Source organism: Streptomyces sp. NPDC055078, from assembly GCF_053607985.1.
In genome coordinates, this window is record NZ_JBSGUP010000082.1 from 1 (window position 1) to 19,046 (window position 19,046).

Annotated in this window: 22 protein-coding genes; 6 read left to right on the plus strand and 16 right to left on the minus strand. The window is 67.7% G+C overall.

The window, feature by feature from the left end; all coding sequences use genetic code 11:
* Positions 1-380 precede the first annotated feature (380 nt).
* The 12 genes from ACWF94_RS10180 to ACWF94_RS10235 form a co-directional block, all read right to left on the minus strand.
* Entirely contained in the window at positions 381-1,922 is a 1,542-nt protein-coding gene (locus ACWF94_RS10180) for a tyrosine-type recombinase/integrase (protein ID WP_453486559.1), read from the minus strand.
* A 19-nt stretch (positions 1,923-1,941) separates the two neighbouring features.
* Positions 1,942-2,295 (minus strand): helix-turn-helix domain-containing protein, encoded by a 354-nt coding sequence (locus ACWF94_RS10185; RefSeq protein WP_453486561.1) that lies wholly within the window; start codon positions 2,293-2,295, stop codon positions 1,942-1,944.
* The gene (locus ACWF94_RS10190; RefSeq protein ID WP_453486563.1) at positions 2,292-3,314 is read right to left on the minus strand and encodes an AAA family ATPase; all 1,023 of its coding nucleotides are present in this window, start codon (positions 3,312-3,314) and stop codon (positions 2,292-2,294) included. Before ACWF94_RS10190 ends, ACWF94_RS10185 begins: the two co-directional genes overlap by 4 nt.
* Entirely contained in the window at positions 3,311-3,910 is a 600-nt protein-coding gene (locus ACWF94_RS10195; protein WP_453486565.1) for a hypothetical protein, read from the minus strand. The genes ACWF94_RS10190 and ACWF94_RS10195 overlap by 4 nt, the downstream gene beginning before the upstream one ends.
* A complete protein-coding gene (locus ACWF94_RS10200; protein WP_453486568.1) occupies positions 3,907-4,800 on the minus strand; it encodes a bifunctional DNA primase/polymerase in 894 nt (297 codons plus the stop codon). Before ACWF94_RS10200 ends, ACWF94_RS10195 begins: the two co-directional genes overlap by 4 nt.
* A 91-nt stretch (positions 4,801-4,891) precedes the next feature.
* The gene (locus ACWF94_RS10205) at positions 4,892-5,539 is read right to left on the minus strand and encodes a hypothetical protein (RefSeq protein WP_453486570.1); all 648 of its coding nucleotides are present in this window, start codon (positions 5,537-5,539) and stop codon (positions 4,892-4,894) included.
* A gap of 91 nt (positions 5,540-5,630) precedes the next feature.
* A complete protein-coding gene (locus tag ACWF94_RS10210; RefSeq protein ID WP_453486573.1) occupies positions 5,631-5,873 on the minus strand; it encodes a hypothetical protein in 243 nt (80 codons plus the stop codon).
* 65 nt (positions 5,874-5,938) lie between these two features.
* Positions 5,939-6,127, minus strand: coding sequence for a hypothetical protein (locus ACWF94_RS10215; protein WP_453486576.1), 189 nt, complete (start codon positions 6,125-6,127; stop codon positions 5,939-5,941).
* 422 nt (positions 6,128-6,549) lie between these two features.
* Positions 6,550-8,721: a cell division protein FtsK gene (locus ACWF94_RS10220; RefSeq protein ID WP_453486613.1), complete on the minus strand. Its 2,172-nt coding sequence runs from the start codon at positions 8,719-8,721 to the stop codon at positions 6,550-6,552.
* Between the two features lie 176 nt (positions 8,722-8,897).
* Positions 8,898-10,148, minus strand: coding sequence for a hypothetical protein (locus tag ACWF94_RS10225; RefSeq protein ID WP_453486579.1), 1,251 nt, complete (start codon positions 10,146-10,148; stop codon positions 8,898-8,900).
* 2 nt (positions 10,149-10,150) lie between these two features.
* Complete coding sequence (locus ACWF94_RS10230; protein ID WP_453486581.1) at positions 10,151-10,456, minus strand: hypothetical protein; 306 nt, start codon at positions 10,454-10,456, stop codon at positions 10,151-10,153.
* Between the two features lie 97 nt (positions 10,457-10,553).
* Positions 10,554-10,922 carry a hypothetical protein gene (locus ACWF94_RS10235; protein WP_453486583.1) on the minus strand — a complete coding sequence of 123 codons (369 nt, stop codon included), beginning with the start codon at positions 10,920-10,922 and terminating at the stop codon, positions 10,554-10,556.
* Positions 10,923-11,270: 348 nt separating this feature from the next.
* Here ACWF94_RS10235 and ACWF94_RS10240 point away from each other — a divergent pair, with 348 nt between their 5' ends.
* Both ACWF94_RS10240 and ACWF94_RS10245 read left to right on the plus strand, forming a co-directional pair.
* Positions 11,271-12,059: a GntR family transcriptional regulator gene (locus ACWF94_RS10240; protein ID WP_453486586.1), complete on the plus strand. Its 789-nt coding sequence runs from the start codon at positions 11,271-11,273 to the stop codon at positions 12,057-12,059.
* A gap of 3 nt (positions 12,060-12,062) precedes the next feature.
* Positions 12,063-12,824, plus strand: a complete 762-nt coding sequence (locus ACWF94_RS10245) for a glycosyltransferase family 2 protein (protein ID WP_453486589.1) — start codon at positions 12,063-12,065, stop codon at positions 12,822-12,824.
* Here the strand turns inward: ACWF94_RS10245 and ACWF94_RS10250 are convergent.
* Complete coding sequence (locus ACWF94_RS10250; RefSeq protein ID WP_453486591.1) at positions 12,811-13,569, minus strand: GntR family transcriptional regulator; 759 nt, start codon at positions 13,567-13,569, stop codon at positions 12,811-12,813. The two genes, ACWF94_RS10245 and ACWF94_RS10250, sit on opposite strands and share 14 nt — an antisense overlap.
* A gap of 538 nt (positions 13,570-14,107) precedes the next feature.
* Here ACWF94_RS10250 and ACWF94_RS10255 point away from each other — a divergent pair.
* Positions 14,108-14,851 carry a GntR family transcriptional regulator gene (locus ACWF94_RS10255; RefSeq protein ID WP_453486593.1) on the plus strand — a complete coding sequence of 248 codons (744 nt, stop codon included), beginning with the start codon at positions 14,108-14,110 and terminating at the stop codon, positions 14,849-14,851.
* Positions 14,848-15,255: a hypothetical protein gene (locus ACWF94_RS10260; protein ID WP_453486595.1), complete on the plus strand. Its 408-nt coding sequence runs from the start codon at positions 14,848-14,850 to the stop codon at positions 15,253-15,255. The genes ACWF94_RS10255 and ACWF94_RS10260 overlap by 4 nt, the downstream gene beginning before the upstream one ends.
* Here the strand turns inward: ACWF94_RS10260 and ACWF94_RS10265 are convergent.
* The 3 genes from ACWF94_RS10265 to ACWF94_RS10275 form a co-directional block, all read right to left on the minus strand.
* Positions 15,241-15,717 (minus strand): gamma-glutamylcyclotransferase family protein, encoded by a 477-nt coding sequence (locus ACWF94_RS10265; RefSeq protein ID WP_453486598.1) that lies wholly within the window; start codon positions 15,715-15,717, stop codon positions 15,241-15,243. The genes ACWF94_RS10260 and ACWF94_RS10265 overlap by 15 nt on opposite strands.
* A gap of 89 nt (positions 15,718-15,806) precedes the next feature.
* The gene (locus ACWF94_RS10270; RefSeq protein WP_453486601.1) at positions 15,807-16,361 is read right to left on the minus strand and encodes an N-acetyltransferase family protein; all 555 of its coding nucleotides are present in this window, start codon (positions 16,359-16,361) and stop codon (positions 15,807-15,809) included.
* The gene (locus ACWF94_RS10275; protein WP_453486604.1) at positions 16,358-17,668 is read right to left on the minus strand and encodes a hypothetical protein; all 1,311 of its coding nucleotides are present in this window, start codon (positions 17,666-17,668) and stop codon (positions 16,358-16,360) included. The genes ACWF94_RS10270 and ACWF94_RS10275 overlap by 4 nt, the downstream gene beginning before the upstream one ends.
* A gap of 185 nt (positions 17,669-17,853) precedes the next feature.
* Here ACWF94_RS10275 and ACWF94_RS10280 point away from each other — a divergent pair, with 185 nt between their 5' ends.
* Together ACWF94_RS10280 and ACWF94_RS10285 are read left to right on the plus strand one after the other, a co-directional pair.
* Positions 17,854-18,345, plus strand: a complete 492-nt coding sequence (locus tag ACWF94_RS10280; RefSeq protein ID WP_453486607.1) for an ATP-binding protein — start codon at positions 17,854-17,856, stop codon at positions 18,343-18,345.
* A gap of 116 nt (positions 18,346-18,461) precedes the next feature.
* Complete coding sequence (locus ACWF94_RS10285) at positions 18,462-18,920, plus strand: hypothetical protein (protein WP_453486610.1); 459 nt, start codon at positions 18,462-18,464, stop codon at positions 18,918-18,920.
* Positions 18,921-19,046 lie beyond the last annotated feature (126 nt).

Sequence of the window (19,046 nt, forward strand, 5' to 3'; positions counted from 1 at the left end):
GGGGGGCGTCGTTCTGGCGGGACAGCCTCCCGACAGTCCACGCCAGGCTGTCGAGGGGTAGCGCATCAGACGGGCCGGATCACACCCGTCTCCCCGCAGAACACTGTACCCAGTGCGACACTGCTTCTACAGGCTGTAGGCCGAAGTACATGAAAGATGCACGACTCGTTCGATGTTACGGGGTAGTAGTGGGGTATCAAGATCAACACATGTAGAAGCCCTGTAGATCCCGAGGGCCTACAGGGCTTCTGACCTGCTGTTTGATGCTGTGGGGCTAACAGGATTTGAACCTGTGGCCTCATCCTTATCAGGGATGCGCTCTAACCAACTCCGACAGGAGATTCCGCAGTTCAGAGGCGCTTTCTCCCCTGCTCAACTGATCATCTGGGAGAATCCTGGGAGATGATCTCCGCCGCGCGTGCCTTGAGCAGCCTGTCGAGCACAGCGACCGATGATCCCGGACTCATCGCCGCACGAGCGTCGAGCGCAGCGAGCCAGTTCCGTGTGAGCCCCGCCATCAGCCGTCCGCGCATCTCCTCCGTCACATGCTTGTACCGGGCGGAGACCGTTCCGTCGATGTGACCCATCCGCTCGTCCGCGAGAACCTTCTCCGTCCGCAGGTCCTCCATGTGCGTACTGTGCGAGTGCCGCAGGCCGTGCGGCGTGAGCCCCTGGGCGATCGGCACCCAACAGGCCGTCGCCCTCTGATCGGCACCGCGTCCCTGGGCCAGAACGCCGGGCCAGGTCTCAGCCATGATCGGTACGGGCTTGGCCGGCCGTTCGCCGACTGCCTCGTAAGAGCCGTTCGCCGCTGGGTGGAAGAGACGGGATCCGAATCCCTTCCGCCGCCAGTGCGCCGCTGTCTCGTCGGGCGTCCGGCCACGAAGGTAGTCGAGATCGGCGATGGCCGAGGAGACCCGGAGCCGGGTCTCCTCGGCAACCGCTTCGGGTCGGTGCAGCACATTCGACACGGTTCCCGTGCTGACGCGCGCCAGCTTCGCGACGTCCTTCACCGTCGGCCTTCCGCCACTGCCCCACCGACGGACCGTGCCGTAGCTGCTGAAGACGTACGTCATGCCGTGACAGGTGCACGGCTTCGGCCGCGTCCGCGCGATGTACTCGAAGAGCAGGGCGGACAACCAGGGGGGCAAATCGATGGTGCGGTAGCTGTCATCCTTGGGAGGGCAGCGTTCCAGTTCCCCGGTGTCCAGTTCGGCGAGTTGCCACTCGACGCGTACGGACTTGGGCCGAACGAATTCGATCTCCAGGCCGACGATCTCGCCCCAGCGCATTCCCGTATATCCCTTGAGGACACCCGCGACGAACTCGTCGTCCCGCCCTGAGAGCACTGCGAGGCGCTCCGCCACAAGCAGGATCCCCAAAGGGGAGGTGAACACCTTCTCCGGACCCCGGTGACTGACGCGGCCCGCTCGTTTGCCCCGCCCCCGGCGCCGGGCCGCCGGATTGGCGTCGATGAGGCCCTCTTCCATGGCGTCGGTGAAGACGAGATGCAGCCGAGCGCGATACGTCCTGATGCTGGACTCCTCGTATCCGGCCTCCTTCTCCTTCTTCTCCCACGCCTTCACGTCACTGGAGGTGATGGACTTGAGTGGGCGGTCACCGAACTCGGGGAGAAGGTGCACCTCGATGTCGCGGCGGTAGTTCTGCATCGTGGTGGAGGCGAGTTCCTGATCCGCGTACCACCGGCTCGCGTACTCGCCGAAGGTCTCCAGGCCGAGCGCCGGGTCCTTCCATCCCTTCTCCCTGATCTTGGACTCTTCCGCGTCCGCAGCCTGCTTGGCCTTGAGCTTGGTGCGGAACTTGATGACTCGGCCCTGTGGGTCCTTCACCGTGCCGTACTTGCCGGGCTCAATCTTGTACCGGCCGCGGTAGTAGTCACCGCGCTTCTCTGCGTACCCCATGTCTCTCTTCCCTCCTTCTTTATGAGGCGGCGGCCAGTCGCTGTGACTGCCGCGTCCGGCGCGGCGGCCGGGCCACGAGCCGGGTGTCGGGTGGGGTGACATGGCCGCGATCGCGGGAAGGCCGTCGAATCGGAGTGACCTCGGGCTCGTTCAGGGGCCTCGTCGGCCGCACCTCGAAGAGACGGACGATCTCCGCGACGTGTTCAGCGGTGAAGCGGTACGCCCCGCCCGGCCTGGTGAACGGGATATTCCCCTGCCGAGCCTGCTCCTTCACCCACCACTCGGAACAGCCGAGGGCCTGCGCCACCTCTGCCGGCCGGAAGAGGTGAGGCAGAGTGACCGCGGTGACACTGTGACGGCTGTGACTCGTCATGCCTGTCCCCCGATCTTGCCGGGGGCGACGTAGCCCCCGTCCTTCCTGGTGAGCTGGACATCCTTGGCCATACGTGAGCAGGTCTGCCGCACGAGGTCAGGTGGAAGGCCGGTCCCCTCGGCGATCTGCTTGGGTTTGGCGCCGGGATGTTCGCGGACGTAGCGCAGGATCGTGGCCCGACTGTCACCGATCGTGTGGTCGGCGGCGGGGCCTTCGAGGAGCTGCCAGGCGCCGACCTCCGCGTAGAAGCGGAGGGCGTACTCGGCTTCGTCGACGTCGCGGCCGGTGACGTGGAGTACGCCGTCGGCCTGGCCTCGCGAGCGCTTCAGTACGAGCGTGGCATCGGCGGCGCCGGCGAGACCGTTCGTACCGGAGACCTCCGCGAGGAAGTCGTCCGATCCGGCCTTGCGGACGTGATGCACCAGGACCACGGCAATTCCGTAGTGATCCGCGATGCGCTTTGCATGACCGACGGCCGCGTAGTCCGCGTCATACGCGGAGGCACCGGGCGCGGAGTTGCCCCGCATCTTCGCGAACACGTCGATCACGACCATGCGGGCCGCCGGGTTGCGCTCGCACCACTGGGCGATGGCCTCGTTCCCGCCCTGCGGCAGCGGGGGGCACGAGGTGGCCAGCGTCAGTGAGGCAGGGGCGGGGTCGCCGCCGAGGATCTTGCGCATACGCGTCTGGAGACGGCGCGGCGTGTCCTCCAGAGCGAGGTACAGCACCGGTCCGCCCTCAACGGGAACGCTGTCCATCGCCGTGCCCCCGGCCGCGACCGAGAGCGCCAGGCCGAAGGCAAGCCAGGACTTCCCGACCTTCGGCGGACCGGCGAGGAGGTTGACCCCCTCGGAGATGAGCCCGGGTACGGCCCACTTGGGCTCTGGGAACTCCATGCTCATCAGCTCGTCGGCGGTCCAGGCGGTACGGATGCGCTGCTGTGCGGGCTGGATCGCCTGCGGCTCCGCCGACGGACGCACGGAGTACAGGTGGGGCATGTCGTACGGTTCGTCGCTCACGTGGCCTCACCGCCGTCGGGAGCCTGTGCGACGATCCACTTCGTGGCTGCGGAGACCGACGTGAAGCCCTCCTGTACGCGCTCCCAGCGGACGGTGCCGATGCCGTACGGACCGCTGGGCGACGGCAGAGCGGCGGCCGTGAACTGCTTGCCGCCCCGCGGGCCGCGCCGCTCATGGATCTCGCCGATCACGTCCATCGTCCGCACCCGTACGGGCTTCTCGCGGGTGACGAGCCAGTCGCGCGGCTCCTCGTCGAGCCACGGTTCCCCCGGCCACAGGAACACACCCGCGACCTTGCGCGGTGTCTGGCCGATGCCCGTCGTCCTGGTGGTCGTGTGACGGCAGTCGGCTCCCTCACCACTGATGACGTACGCGATCCGGCAGGACAGGCAGATCACGCGCACGGTCGTGCGGGGGTAGATGTCGCTGTGGTCGCAGTCCTCGTTCCGGCACGAGTGCCGCTCAGTCGCCCCTGTGTACGTCGTCCGATAGGCGTCGTCCTCGCGGATGTCCACCGTCCATGCGGGGCGACGGCAGCCCTGATCGTGGACCAGTTCGCGGAAGCCGAGGTATGTGTCCTGGATGCCGAGCCTCATGCCGCCCTCCGTCCGACATTCCGCGGCCTCTTGGCTCCGGCTCGCAGGCCGGAGGCGATCGTGCCCCGCGCCTCGACGTCGGTCAGGGAGTTGCCTACAGCAGCGTCGGTGAGCCACCCGGTCACGTCGGCTCCGCTGAGCTCCCCGCCGGCGACGAGCTGGCCGAGGGCCACCGACGCCTGATAGAGGGCGTCGTTACGGTGGCCCTGAGGGGCCGCGCTCACGCGCCGCAGCTCGCCCTCGACGGCGGCGCGGAGGTACGCACTGCGCCGATCATGAGCGACGAGAGGCACGGTCACGAGTCGCTGCGGCGGGAGGGGCGCCGGTACGAGGAGCTTGGTCAGCCATTCCGGCAGCGGCGCCGGGGCAGTCTCCCGCACCACGGTGTACTGACGATCGCCTACCACGCTGCCGGTTCCCACGACGTAACCGCCGTTCGCGCGGGTGTCGATCTTCCAGCCGAGAGACCCGGCGGAATTGCGAAGCTCCACGTCGTCGGGGGCCACGAAGTAGAGGTGAGTACCACCGCTCGCCGTGCGGACCGTGTAGGTATCCGCGGGGGCGAGCCGACCGTGCCGCTCGGCGAGCAGGGCCAGGGCGTCCGCACCGTCGGCTACACCCGCAGGCGTCCCGGCGGGCGGGACGTCCTGGTCGTGCTTGGGTACGTCCAGGTCGACGACGAGCAGACGTGAGGGTCCGGTGGCGACGCCGAGGTTGTAGTCCCCGGTGGACCAGCAACGGGAGATGCGGTTGGGTTCTGCCGTGGCGCGCTCTTCCCACGAGCGGATGGCGGGACGCTTGGCGCCGTGGACAAGGGGAAAGACGCGCCAGCCGCGCTCGGCCGCCGCGAGAGCGGCAAAGGGCAGCGAGCCAGGTGGAATGTGGTGCATCCTTAGGGCACCTCCTGTTTCTCTTTGGATGGGATGGGAGGAACCGGAGCAGCGGGCTTCGTTGACCCGTCGGCCGCTGCTCCGGGCGAACTCAGATGTCGCTCGTGCGGGCGGTGATCAGCAGGAAGTGCAGAGCGCTCTCCGCTGCCACCCCGTAGACGTACGCGCTGTCCGCGAGACCCTCGGCGGTCGCGGAGGCTTCGGCCATCTCGATGCACTCGTAGTCGGCCAGATCCTCGTAGAACGAGTACTCGTCAACCAGAGCGGTTGCGCGCTCCCCGTCGATGACCTTGTTGCGGAGCAGAGCCATTTCCTGGCTTCCGGCCCACTGGCCGAGGGCCCCCTGGAGATCGGGGAGCATGACGGCCGCAGGCACGTAACCGTCGTCGCGTCGTTCCAGTTGGACGTGCGTCGGACGTTCGCTGTTGAGCACTGCCACCACGGCTTGAGCTGTGCCGTAGGCGTAGGCCAGCGCGGTGTTCTTGTACAGGGCCTTCGTGGAGATTTCCAGCGCGGAGTACAGGTCGGAGAGTTTCGAAATCGCGTGGTCGTGCGGGCGGACATAGTGCCGACCCGGCACACTCACCGCGCCGTCGACGGAGAGCAGCCGCATCGGGTCGATGTGCCAGGAAATGAGCTGGGCACCCTGGCGGGCGGCCCTGAGTTCACGGGCAGCGATGCCGAGCGAGGCGACGCTGTCGGAGAGGCTGTGGAACCACGCGACGGTGGAGTTGGGCATGGGCATCCTTCGGAGAGGGGAGCGCGGGCCGGGCTTTCCAGTCCTCCACACGGCCCCGGCTTCTGGAAGGTCGGGGCCGCATGGGGATCCGTCAGACCAGATGCTGGCGATCGGCGCTGTTGTCGGCGGCGGCCAGCAGAAGGGTGCGGAGGTCGCTGCCCACGATCGCGGTGAGCCGCTGCTCGATCGCCTGCCAGGAGTGGGAGTCGATCGCCATGAGGGCGGCGATGGCGGCAGGGCCCTTGCCTTCCTCAATGGCGGTGAAGGCGTCGCGGATTTCTCCGGCGGCCATGAGCGAGATGTGCGGGTGGGGAGCAGGAGTCTGCGCGGACATGGGAATCTCCATTTCACGGAGGACGTCAGGAGCCGGCCGGGGGACTGGAGCGGGCAATGCCACCGCTACCAGTTGTTCAGCGTGTCCCGGATGGCGGACATGATCTGGTCGATGGAAGAGGCGGCGTCGCTCCGCGCGAGGTAGAAGCCGAAGAGCAGAGCAACGACGGCCGAGACGGCACCCAGCGCCTTGTAGCGCAGGAGCACGAACAGGAAGATGCCGGACAGCGCCAGGGCGGAGACGGAGAAGATCACGGGTGGAACCTCCTTCTCGGCGAAGATCAGCGGGTGCCTTCGCGACGAGTGCGGGCAACGAAGTTGTAGATACGGCGGCCCAGGCGCAGGCGGCTGCCGTATCCCTGGCAGCGACGGCACGACCGTCCGCGCTTCAACTGGCCGGTGAAGCGCCCGGTCTTGACCTGAGCGCCCCAGCCCCTGCACTTGCGGCAGGCACCGAACGGAGATGCCGCACAGAGGGCTACATAGCAGAGAGTGACGAGCGCGAGGCCCGGTAGATACGAGAGCCAGGCAGGCATGAAAATCCCCCTCAGGGCAGGAATCGGAGCGGTCCCGAGACGGGTCGCTAGAGGCTAGAAGGCAGCTCAGAGGCGGTACGGGCCGCTAGCGGGAGTGCTAGACCTAGCAGGCAGTCCCGCTAGGTCCAGCGGGGTCCGCGGCTATGCCGAGTCGGCGTTTCCGTCACGTTGAGCAATCGCCTTGAGTAGGTCGGCGCGCTTGATACCGCGGCGATTGGCGCCCTTGCCGTCCTCGGTCGTGCCCCAGACCTGGCCCGTGCGGATGCCGTACGGCTTCACCGCCGCCGTGAGCTGTTCCGGAGTCCAGCCGGCGTAGACGTCGGGACGCAGTTCCTCAAGCCGAGCGACGACCAGTTCGTTCCACACCTTGGGCTTCTCGGCGGGAACAGCGATGACCAGGTCGGCCAGTAGGTCGTACGAGGCGGCCGGGTCGGTTTCCGGCTCGACGCCTGATGCGTAGCCGGACAAGGTCCCGGCGGCTTCGCGCAGCTTGCGGGCTCGCCGGGCGATCACCTCGGCGGTGGGCGCGTCGATGTTGGAGGCCGCGACGATCCGGGCGTCCGCGCCTTCACCCATGAAGTAGTGGATGCCCTTGTCCGCCCACGAGAACATCGTCGCCCGTACCCCCCGCCGGTACGACGAGGTGCCCAGCACCATATCGTTCTCCAGTTGGCCCATCACCTTGAGGCAGAACCGGGCCGACGCGTTGGCGGAGATGCCGGTGGGCAGTGACTTGGCGTCAGGGCGCTGTGTGGCCAGCAGAAGCACGATGCCGGTGGCCGGGCCGCGCTTCACCAGGTCCGTGCAGATCTGCTCCAGTTCCTTGCCGTACTCGGGATGCTCGAACCACTTCTGGCACTCGTCGACGCCGACGATGATCGGATGCAGTCCGAGGGACTTCCTGTCCGCGAGGGCGGAGGTGACCTTGGACTCCGGGCAGATGTCTCGCGGCAGAGAGCGAATCGTCTTCGCCCGCCTCCGCAGCTCCTCCTTCAGCTCACGCATGTCGGACAGCGCGTACGCGATGTCCTCGTCGTCCTCACCTGCCCTGTGGCGGTGGGAGACGGCGTCGCCGACAGGGTCGAGGTCCCCTGTGCCCTTGAGGTCGTAGGTGTGGAGTTCGGCCCGTACGTCCAGCGCGGCGATGAGCAGGAGAAGACGCAGAAGGAAGGTCTTGCCCATGCGAGGGATCGCGCCGATCACAGCGGCGATGTACATGAGCGTGATCTCGACCCACCGGCCCCGCTGATCGGTGCCGAAGGCGACCGGCTTGAAGAGGTCCACGGACCCCTTCTCAGCCAGCGGCCATGCCGGCTTCTTCACGGTGGCCATGTCCTGGTCTCCGACCCACAGGACCAAGCGCCCGGTGTGTTCGTCGGGCACCGCTTCGGGCCATACGCAACCCAGCGGACGGCGCAGACCGGAAGCCAGGCGCTCGCGCCGGTCGATGATGTCAGTGACCGTGACGCCGTAGGGCAGGTTGCCCTCCGCGCGCCAGCCGGGGCCGTCTCGGGTGATCGGAGCGGTGAATTCGAACCCGGCGTGTCCCTTGGACTGCGCCTGATTGATCGCCGTGATTCCCACAGCCCCGAGCGCTCGGAGCACGACGTCGCTCGTGAGTTTCGTCGCCTTAGGGATCTCCACAGCCCTGTGGATAACGGGGTCGTCGGCCCGTTGGCCGAGCCAGCCCAACGCCAACGTGACCGCCGCCCCCGACAGCACCTGTAGCCAGGTCGGAGCGAGCACATACGTGGCTGCCGCCGTCGTCACACCGACGATGGAAGTCACCACGGCGACGAGAGTTCGCCAGCACACCCGGCGGTCCCGCTGCCGCGAGAGCTTCAGATAGTCGCCGACGTCGGCGCGGTCGGCCGCGTCGACACGGAGCGGAATCCCTTCGGCGTCCGTCACCCATCGGGCCGAGCCGCTGATGAGTCGCACCGTTCCGCGCGGCGCTTGCAGCGTGAGCCGCATCGTGTACCAGGGCGTGCGCACCGCGTGGTACGCCGCGACGTGCCACGCGTGATCGGCGACGCCCTTACCCGCGGCTTTGAACTCGCTGGAGGAACGCGCCCACGCCGGGATGACGGGACGGCGCTTGGAACCGCGCATCCGCTCCATGAGGCCAGGACCCGACGGGCCGCCGGGGCGGTCGACCATGATGGTCTCGTCCGGGTCGTCATCGCCCGCCGGCTCCGCGACGACGTGCTCAGCCTCGCGGTTCCGGTCCGGCCGCCCCTTGTCGAGGTCGAGTGCCGAGCCGGATTCGCGCTCAGTTCCCGTGGGTTCCGGCGCTTCTTTTCCGGGACCCATCTCCTTCTCCAGGCGCTCGAAGAGTTCACGCTCCGGGTCCCTTCCGGGCTCTTCGTGGTCCTCGTGTTTCACTGACACTTCCTTCCGAATCAGGGAGGGGAAGCTGACGCCCGGCCCTACCGGCCAAAGCAGCGGCCGGGCGTCAGCGAAGGGGAACGCAGGGCACGACGCGGTTGTCAGGCGCCCTCTGTGCGGCCGGTGTCCGGCCCGGAGCCGTCATGGCCGTTCGCCAGGACGAGCTGTCCGGGGACCGGACGGGGGCCTCGTTCGCGCTCCAATCTCACGAACACGTCGTGTACGTAGCTGGCGGCGCGGGTGGCTCGCTCTGCGGTGGCACGGACCGTGAGGCCACCGGCCCACCCCGCCTCGATGACTTGTCTTGCTTCCTCGGTGCTCAGCCTCCGGGGCTCCGCGTCTCCCTCTGAGTCCGGTGGACACGGCGGGCGGTGTTCAGGTGAACGGTCCACGGTGTCCACCGCATGAGCCGGCGAGACATCGGCGAAGAGCAGCCCCGGCTTGGCCAGAGTCCGGATCTCTCCGGTGGCCTGCCGCATCTGATCTCGCGTCTGTGCTGCCAGCGCGGAGGCAGCGGCGTCCACGCCGGACTCGTCGTCCCACGGCGAAGGGAGTTCGACGGTGGCCAGGCTTGCCGCATGCCGCCGGGCGGCAAGTTGGTCCAGCAGCCTTCGCCGCTGTTCGCGGTCGCTGCCGACCGACGCACGGGCCACCGCCACCGACAGTTGTCGAGCGATGCGCCGACCACGCCGCTTGCCACGCTGAGCGGGCGTCATCGCTGCGAGTCGGGCGGCCAGGGCGACCGCGCGGACCGTCGCTCGGTCCCGCGTGATCCGTGCCGCATCCCTGTTCCGCTCGGCGATGCCGAGGCGGGAGAGAATCCGTTCGCGGAACTCGCGGCCGAGCACCGCGGCGACTCCGGTGGACTCGGCATCCGGCTTTCGGTGCCGAAGTTCAATGCCCATGGCCAAGTGCCACAGCATCGCTGCCATGACCGGTCCGACGAACGCCCGGACCGTACCGCCCACCATGCCGGACTCGGCGTACGCCGGAATGATCTGGACGCCGGTGATCACCCACACCAGGACGCCAGGCGCTCCGGGCGTTCCGGTGGGGCCGTGAAGGTTCTGCCGCGCGAGCAGCGAGTTGGCGAACAGAGCCAGCTCGGCGGCGGCGAACATGGCAACGCGTTCTGCTGTGCTGCCCATGTCCAGGTAGTTGGCGGCGAAGCGCCAGGATGTGTCCGCGCTGTACGCGGTGCAGCCGACCGCAGCGAGCGCGGCGACCCAGACGGCGGGTGTCCCCCGGCGTCCGATACGCCGCACACCGCGGAGAGCCCACCACATCACCCAGGCGGCAAGGGCCAAAGCGAATAGGTGCAGGGTGTTGCCACCCCAAGGAAGGTTCGGCATGCCTAGGCCGCCTTCTGTACCCGGCTCGCGCGCACATCACCGGTGGCCCAGTCCCGCAGGGCCGCCGCGCAGAGGAGCTGAGCCGCGTACTGCGCGTTCAGCCACTCGATGGCGTCGCTCCGGCCCGCCTGGATGAGTTCCGCGAGCACCTCGCGGGCCGCCTGCTCGCGGGCCGCGCGCTGCATGCGCGTCTCGTCGCGTTCGCCGAGGAACAGCGCACGGAAGCCGTCGGGCATCTCGATCTCGTAGGCCAGTTCCTCGAACTCCGCGGTGCTCACGGCCTCCTGATGGCCAATGTACGTACGCATGGAACTCTCCTGAGTCCGGGATGGGATGGGAGAGCCGAGGCGGTGGGCTGATGTGACCCGTCGGCCACCGCCGCCGGCGGGGAAGCAGAGAAATACTTCAGACGCTGAAGCGTCGGGGGCCGGTCCAGCGGAGGACCCAGGCGTACGCGTAGTCGAGCATCGTGTAGGCGCCAAGAGCCGCCATGGACATCAGCAGCAAGCTTCCGCCCAGGATCTGGACGGAGTGGGCGGCGATGTACGCGGCGACCAGGGCGATGCCGATGACGAGCAGGGCCGCTACGCGGTGCCGAGTCGTCATCGGCTGGGAGCATCGGCGCACGATCTCCAGGTCACGCGGGGACGCGAAACGCGTCATCCCGCCGGACAGTCGCATAGCGACGAGTCCGGTCTTGAATTCGAGACCTGCGACGGTCCCGATCTCCATGTCGCTGCGATTACGGACCACGTCACCGATCGCAAGTCGCATCACAATCCCCCTTCGGGACTGAAGGCTGAACCGGCCGGGCACGGCACCCAGGGCCGGGAGAGCAGGGCGACCCGCAGCCATCGAGCGGTCGCCACCTGCGGCGCCGTCGACTGCGACGGCGCCAAAGATCACAAGTAGTTGTTCGTTCACACACGCCTTTCAGTTCTCAAGGGACGGGCGCTGCCTTCGTACTCACCCCCTCGGGCTTTCCTTCGGACGCACTCCTAAAGAGATCCTGTCATCAGGTCCTCTTTAGGAGTTGACTATGACGTACGACTCCCTCACTCGTCAAGACCTCTTTAGGAGTCGTATGCTGAGCGCGTCGGACAAACGAGATGGTGAGCGCAAGTGGCGAAGGCGTACGAGCGGATCGCGGACGAGCTCCGCGCATCCATCCACGCAGGTCAGCTAGCTCCTGGCGACCGGCTGCCGGCCGAAACGGTGCTCGCCGAACGCTTCGGCCGGAGCCACGTGACCATCCGGGAAGCCCTGCGTGTCCTTCAGTCCGAAGGGCTGATCGAGAAGCAGCACGGTCGCGGAAGCTTCGTGCGCGAGCCCCGCACGATGGTGCAGCGCACAAACGCACGCCATCAGTGGGAGAAGGACCGCGCGCGCGAGCCCGAAGAACTGCGGGTTCAGACCGGCGCCACCGAGCACGACACCGGCCTCGCCGTCGATGACCTTGTCTTTCATGCCTCGTACCGCGAGATCGCAGCCCCCAAGGATGTCGCCAAAGCCCTGGGCGTGACGGAGGGAACCGCGCTGATCGAGCGCACCTACCGGACGCGCTACAGCGAAGAGCGTGCTCCGTTCAACCTCGTCACGTCGTACCTGGTCCGCGAACGGATCGAAAGCAACCCCGATCTTCTGGACGAGACCAAGGAGCCCTGGCCCGGCGGCACGTGGAACCAGCTCCTCACCGTCGGCATCGAGATCGACCGCATCGAGGAAAGCGTGACGGCGCGACCGCCGACGGCCGAGGAGGCTGAGGAACTCGACCTGCCGCCCGGCACGGCGGTGCTACAGCTCCGCAAGACGTCGTTCGACACCGAGGGCCGCGTGGCGGATCTGTCCGACATCACGCTCCCCGGTGACCGTACGGAAATGCTCTTCACGACTCACTTGGAAAGGTGGTGAGCCGTGAGCCGGCGCATCATCATCGTCACGGCTGTGCACACCCCTTCGGCCCACTTCCTTCCCGAGGCGTACAAGTCCCTGCGTGAGCAGGAGCTCCCCGACGGCTGGCAATGGCACTGGCTGATCCAGGAGGATGGCCGCACTGACCAGGTGGCTCCCCATGTCCCGAAGGACGAGCGGATCACCTTCCGGCAGGGGCGGCCTGGCGGACCCGGTATGGCGCGCACCATGGCACTCGCACACGCGGACGGCGAGTATGTGAAGGTCCTCGACGCAGATGACCAGCTTCCGCCCGGTGCGCTGGCGCGCGACATCGAGGCCCTGGAAGCCGATCCCTCGATCGGCTGGACCACTTCCCGTGTGCTCGACCTGCTCCCGGACGGGTCGACCGTCGGGTTCCCGGGCGACCCGGACCACGGCCCGATCGAGCGCCATGCGGTGCTCGACTACTGGGCAACACACGATTTCCGCGCTCAGGTACATCCGGCGACGCTGGCCGTTCGCCGCGACCTGCTCGTCGCGCTGGGAGGCTGGATGGCGCTGCCCGCTTCGGAGGACACCGGCCTTCTGCTCGCCCTGAACTCCGTCTCCCGTGGCTGGTTCTCGGCCGAGGTAGGACTTCTCTACCGCAAGTGGGAGGGCCAGGCCACCGGGCAGGCCGCGCACATCGACGCGACCGAGCGCGACGCCCGCATGGCCGTGGTCGAAGCGCGGGCTCGGGCGCTCGGATACTTCCAGTGGCGCTACCCGATCAGCGCCGGCTGACCGGCACTTCGTAGACGATCTCGCAGAGTGCTGCGGGTACGACGATGTCCGCCGTCTCGACCGGGCGGCCGTCGTCGCTGTAGTAGGTGCGCTTGATGCGCGTGACAAGCGCGTCCCGCTGAACGCCGAGGAGCGTTGCCTCCTCGGCGTTCGCGTGTCCGGGCTCCGGGCGCTCCACGGCATGGGTCACGGTGACGCCGATTTCAGCCATGCGGTCGACCACGCCTCTTCCGGCGTAGGGCCCACCCTCGGGCAGCACGATGAGCGTCCGCGCCGTGAGGTCGTACGGCTCCCAACTCGTTGACAGTTGAACCGGTTTGCCGTCGGCCAGGAACTCGTACGAGGTGCGCACGCAGAGGTCGTCTTCGGCGATACCGAGGCGGGCAGCGATATCCGCGGGTGCCGAGACTTTTACGTCGGAGCGGCTCTCCCACGTGCCCGTCTTGCCGAGCGCTGACATGTCGGCCTGAAACGGGGAGCCACCGGCCTGCTCGCGGTAGTCCGAGCGGACCAAGCGAAGCCGTTCCTGCCGCTCGGCCACGTATGTCCCTGATCCGGCGCGACCTTCGAGCACCCCCTGCGAGATCAGGAGCTCCTGAGCCCGGCGCACCACGTTCTCGCCCACGCCGATTTCCGCCGCAAGGTGCGAACGGGACGGCAGCCGGTCGCCAGGAACCCATTCCTGATCCGTGACGCGCTGTCGGAGCAGGTCAGCGACGCGGAGATAGGGCGGCTGCTCAGGCATATGGAAAATCTAGTCCACTAGGTCTAATCTAGTTAACTAACTTTACCCGTAGTGATGTCGCGGCGCCGGAGGAAGCCTTGTGCCCTCACCCAGAGCTCGTGCTGAGCGCATGGCAGAACGTCTCGCTGCCGCTGGATTCACCCCTCGCGTGACGGAGGACGACCACTGCACACGCGTCGAGATGGAGGTGTCGGATTCAGTCTCCGCCGGGGTCGAGTCATGGCAGGCGCTGTTAGAGGCCCTGGAGACAGCCGATTTGTACGGTCTCGACACCAGCGACCGCGGCCTCGTCGCACGAGCCACATTCACGAAGCCCCCCGGGACGGCCAACGCCCGGCGGTACGGCCATCAGCCATGAGGAACTGATCAACGTGTTCGACCAGATTCACCGGGCTATGGCATGGGTCGGCTGTCGACTTGCACAGCGTTCCCGACGTCACAGAGGAGCTGCGGTGATGAGGCTCTTCACCTTGCTCCCGAACCCCATGACCACGCACTTCAAGACCCGGCTGCCCACCGTCCGGACAGCCAGGAAGTGGTGATCCCCATCGCATCCAACCGCTACACACGTATCGCAGACGATCTCCGGCACCGGATCGCCACGGAGTTCTCCGCAGGCGACCGACTGCCGGCGGAGACTGAACTCATGACGCTCCATGGGGTCAGCCGTCCCACTGTACGAGAGGCCCTGGCTACACTCGAAAACGAGGGCCTGATCGTGCGACACCACGGACGGGGAAACTTCGTACGCCAGACGTTTGGGCAGGTCACATACCCTGCCGATGGCATGGCGGACGGACAAGCGGCTGTGAACGCAGCCGTCGACATCAGTGTCAGCCACAGCGAAGTGCAAGCCAACGCCAGACTCGCCGCTCTCCTGCGAGTCGCTCCGGCGACCCGGCTCACCGAGTACGTCTACCTCAGTCACTGCATGGCAATTCCTTGCAGCGTGGCTCGTGTCTACGTGCCATGCAGCGTGGCGGACATCGAGCCCCTGGGGAGCAGCCGATCGCCTCTGGGCGACGACATCCAGGATCGTTTGAGCGAGTACGGCGTTGAAATCGCCGAGACGGTCTCGCGCGTCACCGCGCGCCTCCCTGATGCTGAAGAGGCGTGGACTCTGCGCATCGGTGCCAGGACCGCCGTACTGGCTGTCGAGCGCGTCTCGACGGATGCCTCGGGCCGAGTGGTGGAAGCAACGCTCCTTGTGCTCCCGGGGCATAGCTCACAAGCCGTTTTCGCGGTACCTGTCCCGGCTCGCGACTTGGAGGGGACAGGGTGACAAACGAACCACGCCGGGAAGCGTCGGCGCACGTCTACGGACATCACGGCACCACTCGCCTGCGACGCCTGCCGTGGGACAGCCCTGAGGGCAAGGCGTGCTACCTGAGCCCCAGTAGCACCGGCAGCGTGGTGTCCCGGATCGCAGACGAGATCGAGGAAGCACAGACGAACGCCGCGGCAACGGTGATCCAAGGCATCCAAGCTGTCCTCGACGATCGCAACGCGGGTGTTCGGGAGTGCCGCTTCGCTCTGACGAGAGCCCAAGAGGTGCTGCGCGACCTGCTGCGCGTCGCGGAGAGCCGAGGCGACCGACTACCGACGCCGGATTCCTGGGAACCGGGCCAAGACGACAGGCACGACGAGGGTGGCGACCGTACGCTCCCGTCGTCAGCAGGCCGGTGACTCCCGCTCGGCCGCGAGCGCTTCACAGCGTGAGGCGTAGGCCCGGAGATGGCGGGCACGGAACTCCTCCGGGTCCCAGTTCTCCGGGAGTACGTCAAGGTCTGGCCAGACGTAGGCCCAACCGTGGGTTCCGCCGCTGAGGGGGATTGGTCGGAGCGCGTATTGGTCGTCCTCGAAGTCATCGAGGACGCGCCATTCCTGGGGCGTCAGGTCGTCCAGACGCAGACCGGTGGCAACCTGCTCGGCGGCGACAAGGCCGGGGTAGACCCTGCGGTCCAGGGCAGCGGCTCGCCATCCGCTCGCGGCGGCCGGCGTGGTGCGCGGTATTCGCCCCAGCAGGGCGCGCAGGACCTCCGGGAACTGCAAGGTTCCGTAGACGAACAGGACATCGGGCTCGCAGGCAAGCCGATCGCCGTCCGCCACGACGGAGGCAGTCGTCCGGGGGCTATTGGGGTGCAGCACGCTCTTCCTCGCTGTCAGAGGGACTACGGAGACAAGACACCGCCAGATGACACCGAAGGCAGGCGCCGCCGGCCGACGCGCGGCAGCGGTCAGGTGAGCCGTACCTTGCGCATCATCGACGCGAAGACCGGCGAATCAGGGAAGGGCTTCTGCTCGCCGATCTTCCGGTATCCCCACGCCTCGTAGACGGCCTGTACGGCTCCGTTACCTGCGGCGGGGTTCACGAGGAGCGTGACTCGTTCCTCGGTCCGGTTGGACAGCCACGCTTCATGGAGTTGCCAGGCCACGCCCTGGCCACGCCAGGGCTTGCGGACCACGATCTCGTTCAGCGCTACGGTCCGCTTACCGTCCTCGCGCACGTACTCCGCAGGCAGCGGCTCGGTCATCACGGACCACCACTTGGTGGCGGCACCGAGCGGAAACCCGAAGCAGAAGCCGACCGGGTCACCACCCTCGTAGCCGATGACAGCCGTCCATCCTGGCCGTGACGCGTACGCCGACAACCGTTCGTCATAGCGCTCCACGTCGTAGAACGGACCGGTCAGGCCGAAGTCGCCAAGTCGGACCTCTGCATGGATGTCGAGGATCGACTGACGGATGGCGGGCAGATGTTCGGCGGTGGCCTGGCGAATCTCGACAGTCACAGTCGTCGTACCTCTCGCTCGGTGAAACGGGCCGTCCAATCGGCCGCGCAGGCCGGCCTGCGCCCGGCGGTCGTCAGCCCGCGATCGAACCGTGCGAGCAGGCGGCCAGTGCGCCCGGTCAGTGAATCACCGTCGCTGTCCGGCAGGACAGACAGGGCCGTGGCGCACGCTTCTTCGGCGTCGCCCTGATGGAGCTGGGCCAGCGCGAGATGGGCCGTGTAGTACGAGCGGTTGCGCCGGTACTGCGGGCGCAACCGCGCCAGGGTCTGATGAAGGTGGGCTTCCGCTTCGCTGTGACGGCCGGCGCGCGCTGTGACCAGCGCGGAGAGTCCGTGGAGTTCGGCCTCGTCGTAGAAGGCTATCCACGTGGGGCGGGGCAGGCTCGCGTCGGCTCGACCGAACGCAGCGCGGGCCTGGTCCAGAATCCTCATGGCTGTGCTGCGTTCGCCTGCCTGGGCGTACACGCCGGCCAAGCGGGCCGAAGCAAGGGATGCGTACAAAGGGTCACGGCGGCACGCGGCGGAATTCCTCGCTGCCTGAGCTGCTGCGATGGCTTCGTGAACACCGCCCGGACGCTGAGCGGCCAGCAACGATGCATGGCTCCACAGCCGTAGCTTGATGTCCTCGTTCCCTGAGAGTCCGGCGAGCGTAAGTGCGCGCTCAAGGTGACGCTGCGCACGGTCCGGCCGGTGGTCATCGACTGCTGCCCAGAGAGCGGTTCCGGTGAACGCTGCGGCCAGAAGGTAGAGGTGGGACCGAACGCGTTCCGTGACGGTGCCGACGGCCTGGCGCTCCAGAGCGTGATGGGCGAATGCCAGGGCGCGGGTCTCCAGCTTGACCGTGCCACCGTGCGAATTGTCCGCTGCGACCAGCTCGTTGAAAGCCGTCTCCAATTCGCGGACCTCCCGCATTCCGACTCTGGGCCGGGCAACTGTGGGCGAGACGGGCAGCATGGCTGCTGTCGTCAGCGAGAGAGTCGCGTTGGTGAAGGTACGACGCTTCACTGGGTCCTCCGATGGTGCAGGCGCTGGGGCGTGGGCACTGGAATCACCTCCCTTGATTCCCGATGACCGGGGCACGAATCCCAGGTCCAGGGCGGTGACCTCGAATTCTGCTTCCAGAGCACGCCTGAGTCGTTCTTGTGGCCATCGAGTTTTTCCGGATAGCCAGTTGCGAATGTGCCGGTCCGTGAGGTTGCCGGGCTTGCCGGTTAACTGCTCGACATGAGCGTTCAGACGCCGTGCCAGCTCTGCCTGCTTCAGCCCGGCTGCTGCCATGTGAGCCGCAAGATGGACGTTGTCCGTCATGCACACACGGTAGCGCTGCCTGCGCCGTAAGTACTTCCCGCAGGTCAAAATTTCCGGTGGTCTGCGCTGACCACCGAGGGGAATTGCCTTTCTGGTGAATGGGCCTGAGCGGTTGTCTGCTTGCGGGCTGCCGAGACATCGACGTCCGGATCACAGCCTCCCCGTTCTATACCCATGGAGGTCCCATGCTCACCAGACCGGTGGTGTGCGGGAACCCTGCACGGCAGACAGACGGCTGGGCTCTGGACGGTCCGGCGACCGATCTCGGCTTCCACGTGAGTCTGCGCCGGACTACTCCGCCCGGTGAGCCGTTGACGGATGTGGACCTGTTGAGGCCGTCGCAGCTCCGCCGGATCGGGCGGGCGAGTCTCCGCTACTGGGGATTGATGTCCCTGGCCGACGTGGTGGAGCTGGTGCTGTCGGAACTGGTCAGCAACGCGTTCCTCTACGGCTGCGGCCCGGTCGGGGTGCGGATGTGGCGGGCCGGGTCCCAGATGTTCATTGAGGTGTCCAGCGAGGGGCCGGGGGTGCCGTCCGCGGACCCGGCCCCGGCCGCCCCTCTCAGTGAGAGCGGCCGGGGTCTGTTCCTCGTCGCCGCGGTGGCGGACGCGTGGGACGTCTCTCCCGACGGGTCCCGTGTCCGGTGCGCTCTCACCGTCCCCGGCGGGGGCGAGTGATGGTCACGACAACCCCGATTCCGTGTCGTGTTCCGGCCGCCGCGCCGCCGTTGGCGCCGCCGGCCGTGTTCCGGCCGGACCCGTTCGCCGAGCGGCCTGGCCCGGTGGCCACGGACATGGGGGACCTGACGCGGCTGGTCCGTGCTCTGCGGGGCGTGTCCGAGAGCGGCGGCATCGTAGTGCCGCTCGGCGGGGGCCTGTTCGACGTGGTGATCACCGCGGCGGCGTCGGGCCCGGAGGTGGCGGCGGCGGTCGACTGGATGCACCCGCAGGGGTGTGGCCCGGTGATCGCCACCCCGGGCCACCCGTGGCTGTACTGGCTGGTGCCGCCCGGCACGAGTGGGCGGTGGGAGCCGCACCCGTACGCCGTGTGTGTGGGGGCGCCGCGCACGATCACGCTGCCGCCGCTCGGCCGGCGCGGGCCTGACGGCGGCGGGGGCTCGTACTGGCTTCGGCCGTGGCAGCGGACCGTGCTGGTGGGGCCGGTGATGCTCCGCCAGGCCCTCGCCATACACCGCCCCGTTCCGTCCCCCCACGCGGCGATGACCATACCCGTGCTGAGGACGGCGTCCTGAAATCCGCGCCCGGCCGCAGACGGCGCATTCTTCCTGCGGCCGGGCGCGGCCCACCGCCCTCCGCCGGGCCCCCCCTGCCCACTCCGCTCCTGGGGCCCCCACGCCCGGGGGAGGGCCTCACCCGAG

Bases quoted from the DNA above. Each gene is read 5' to 3' on its own strand.
- ACWF94_RS10180 (WP_453486559.1), bottom strand. From the start codon at position 1,922: ATGGGGTACGCAGAGAAGCGCGGTGACTACTACCGCGGCCGGTACAAG.
- ACWF94_RS10185 (WP_453486561.1), bottom strand. From the start codon at position 2,295: ATGACGAGTCACAGCCGTCACAGTGTCACCGCGGTCACTCTGCCTCAC.
- ACWF94_RS10195 (WP_453486565.1), bottom strand. From the start codon at position 3,910: ATGAGGCTCGGCATCCAGGACACATACCTCGGCTTCCGCGAACTGGTC.
- ACWF94_RS10200 (WP_453486568.1), bottom strand. From the start codon at position 4,800: ATGCACCACATTCCACCTGGCTCGCTGCCCTTTGCCGCTCTCGCGGCG.
- ACWF94_RS10205 (WP_453486570.1), bottom strand. From the start codon at position 5,539: ATGCCCAACTCCACCGTCGCGTGGTTCCACAGCCTCTCCGACAGCGTC.
- ACWF94_RS10210 (WP_453486573.1), bottom strand. From the start codon at position 5,873: ATGTCCGCGCAGACTCCTGCTCCCCACCCGCACATCTCGCTCATGGCC.
- ACWF94_RS10220 (WP_453486613.1), bottom strand. From the start codon at position 8,721: ATGGGTCCCGGAAAAGAAGCGCCGGAACCCACGGGAACTGAGCGCGAA.
- ACWF94_RS10225 (WP_453486579.1), bottom strand. From the start codon at position 10,148: ATGCCGAACCTTCCTTGGGGTGGCAACACCCTGCACCTATTCGCTTTG.
- ACWF94_RS10230 (WP_453486581.1), bottom strand. From the start codon at position 10,456: ATGCGTACGTACATTGGCCATCAGGAGGCCGTGAGCACCGCGGAGTTC.
- ACWF94_RS10235 (WP_453486583.1), bottom strand. From the start codon at position 10,922: ATGCGACTTGCGATCGGTGACGTGGTCCGTAATCGCAGCGACATGGAG.
- ACWF94_RS10250 (WP_453486591.1), bottom strand. From the start codon at position 13,569: ATGCCTGAGCAGCCGCCCTATCTCCGCGTCGCTGACCTGCTCCGACAG.
- ACWF94_RS10275 (WP_453486604.1), bottom strand. From the start codon at position 17,668: ATGACGGACAACGTCCATCTTGCGGCTCACATGGCAGCAGCCGGGCTG.
- ACWF94_RS10280 (WP_453486607.1), top strand. From the start codon at position 17,854: ATGCTCACCAGACCGGTGGTGTGCGGGAACCCTGCACGGCAGACAGAC.
- ACWF94_RS10285 (WP_453486610.1), top strand. From the start codon at position 18,462: ATGGGGGACCTGACGCGGCTGGTCCGTGCTCTGCGGGGCGTGTCCGAG.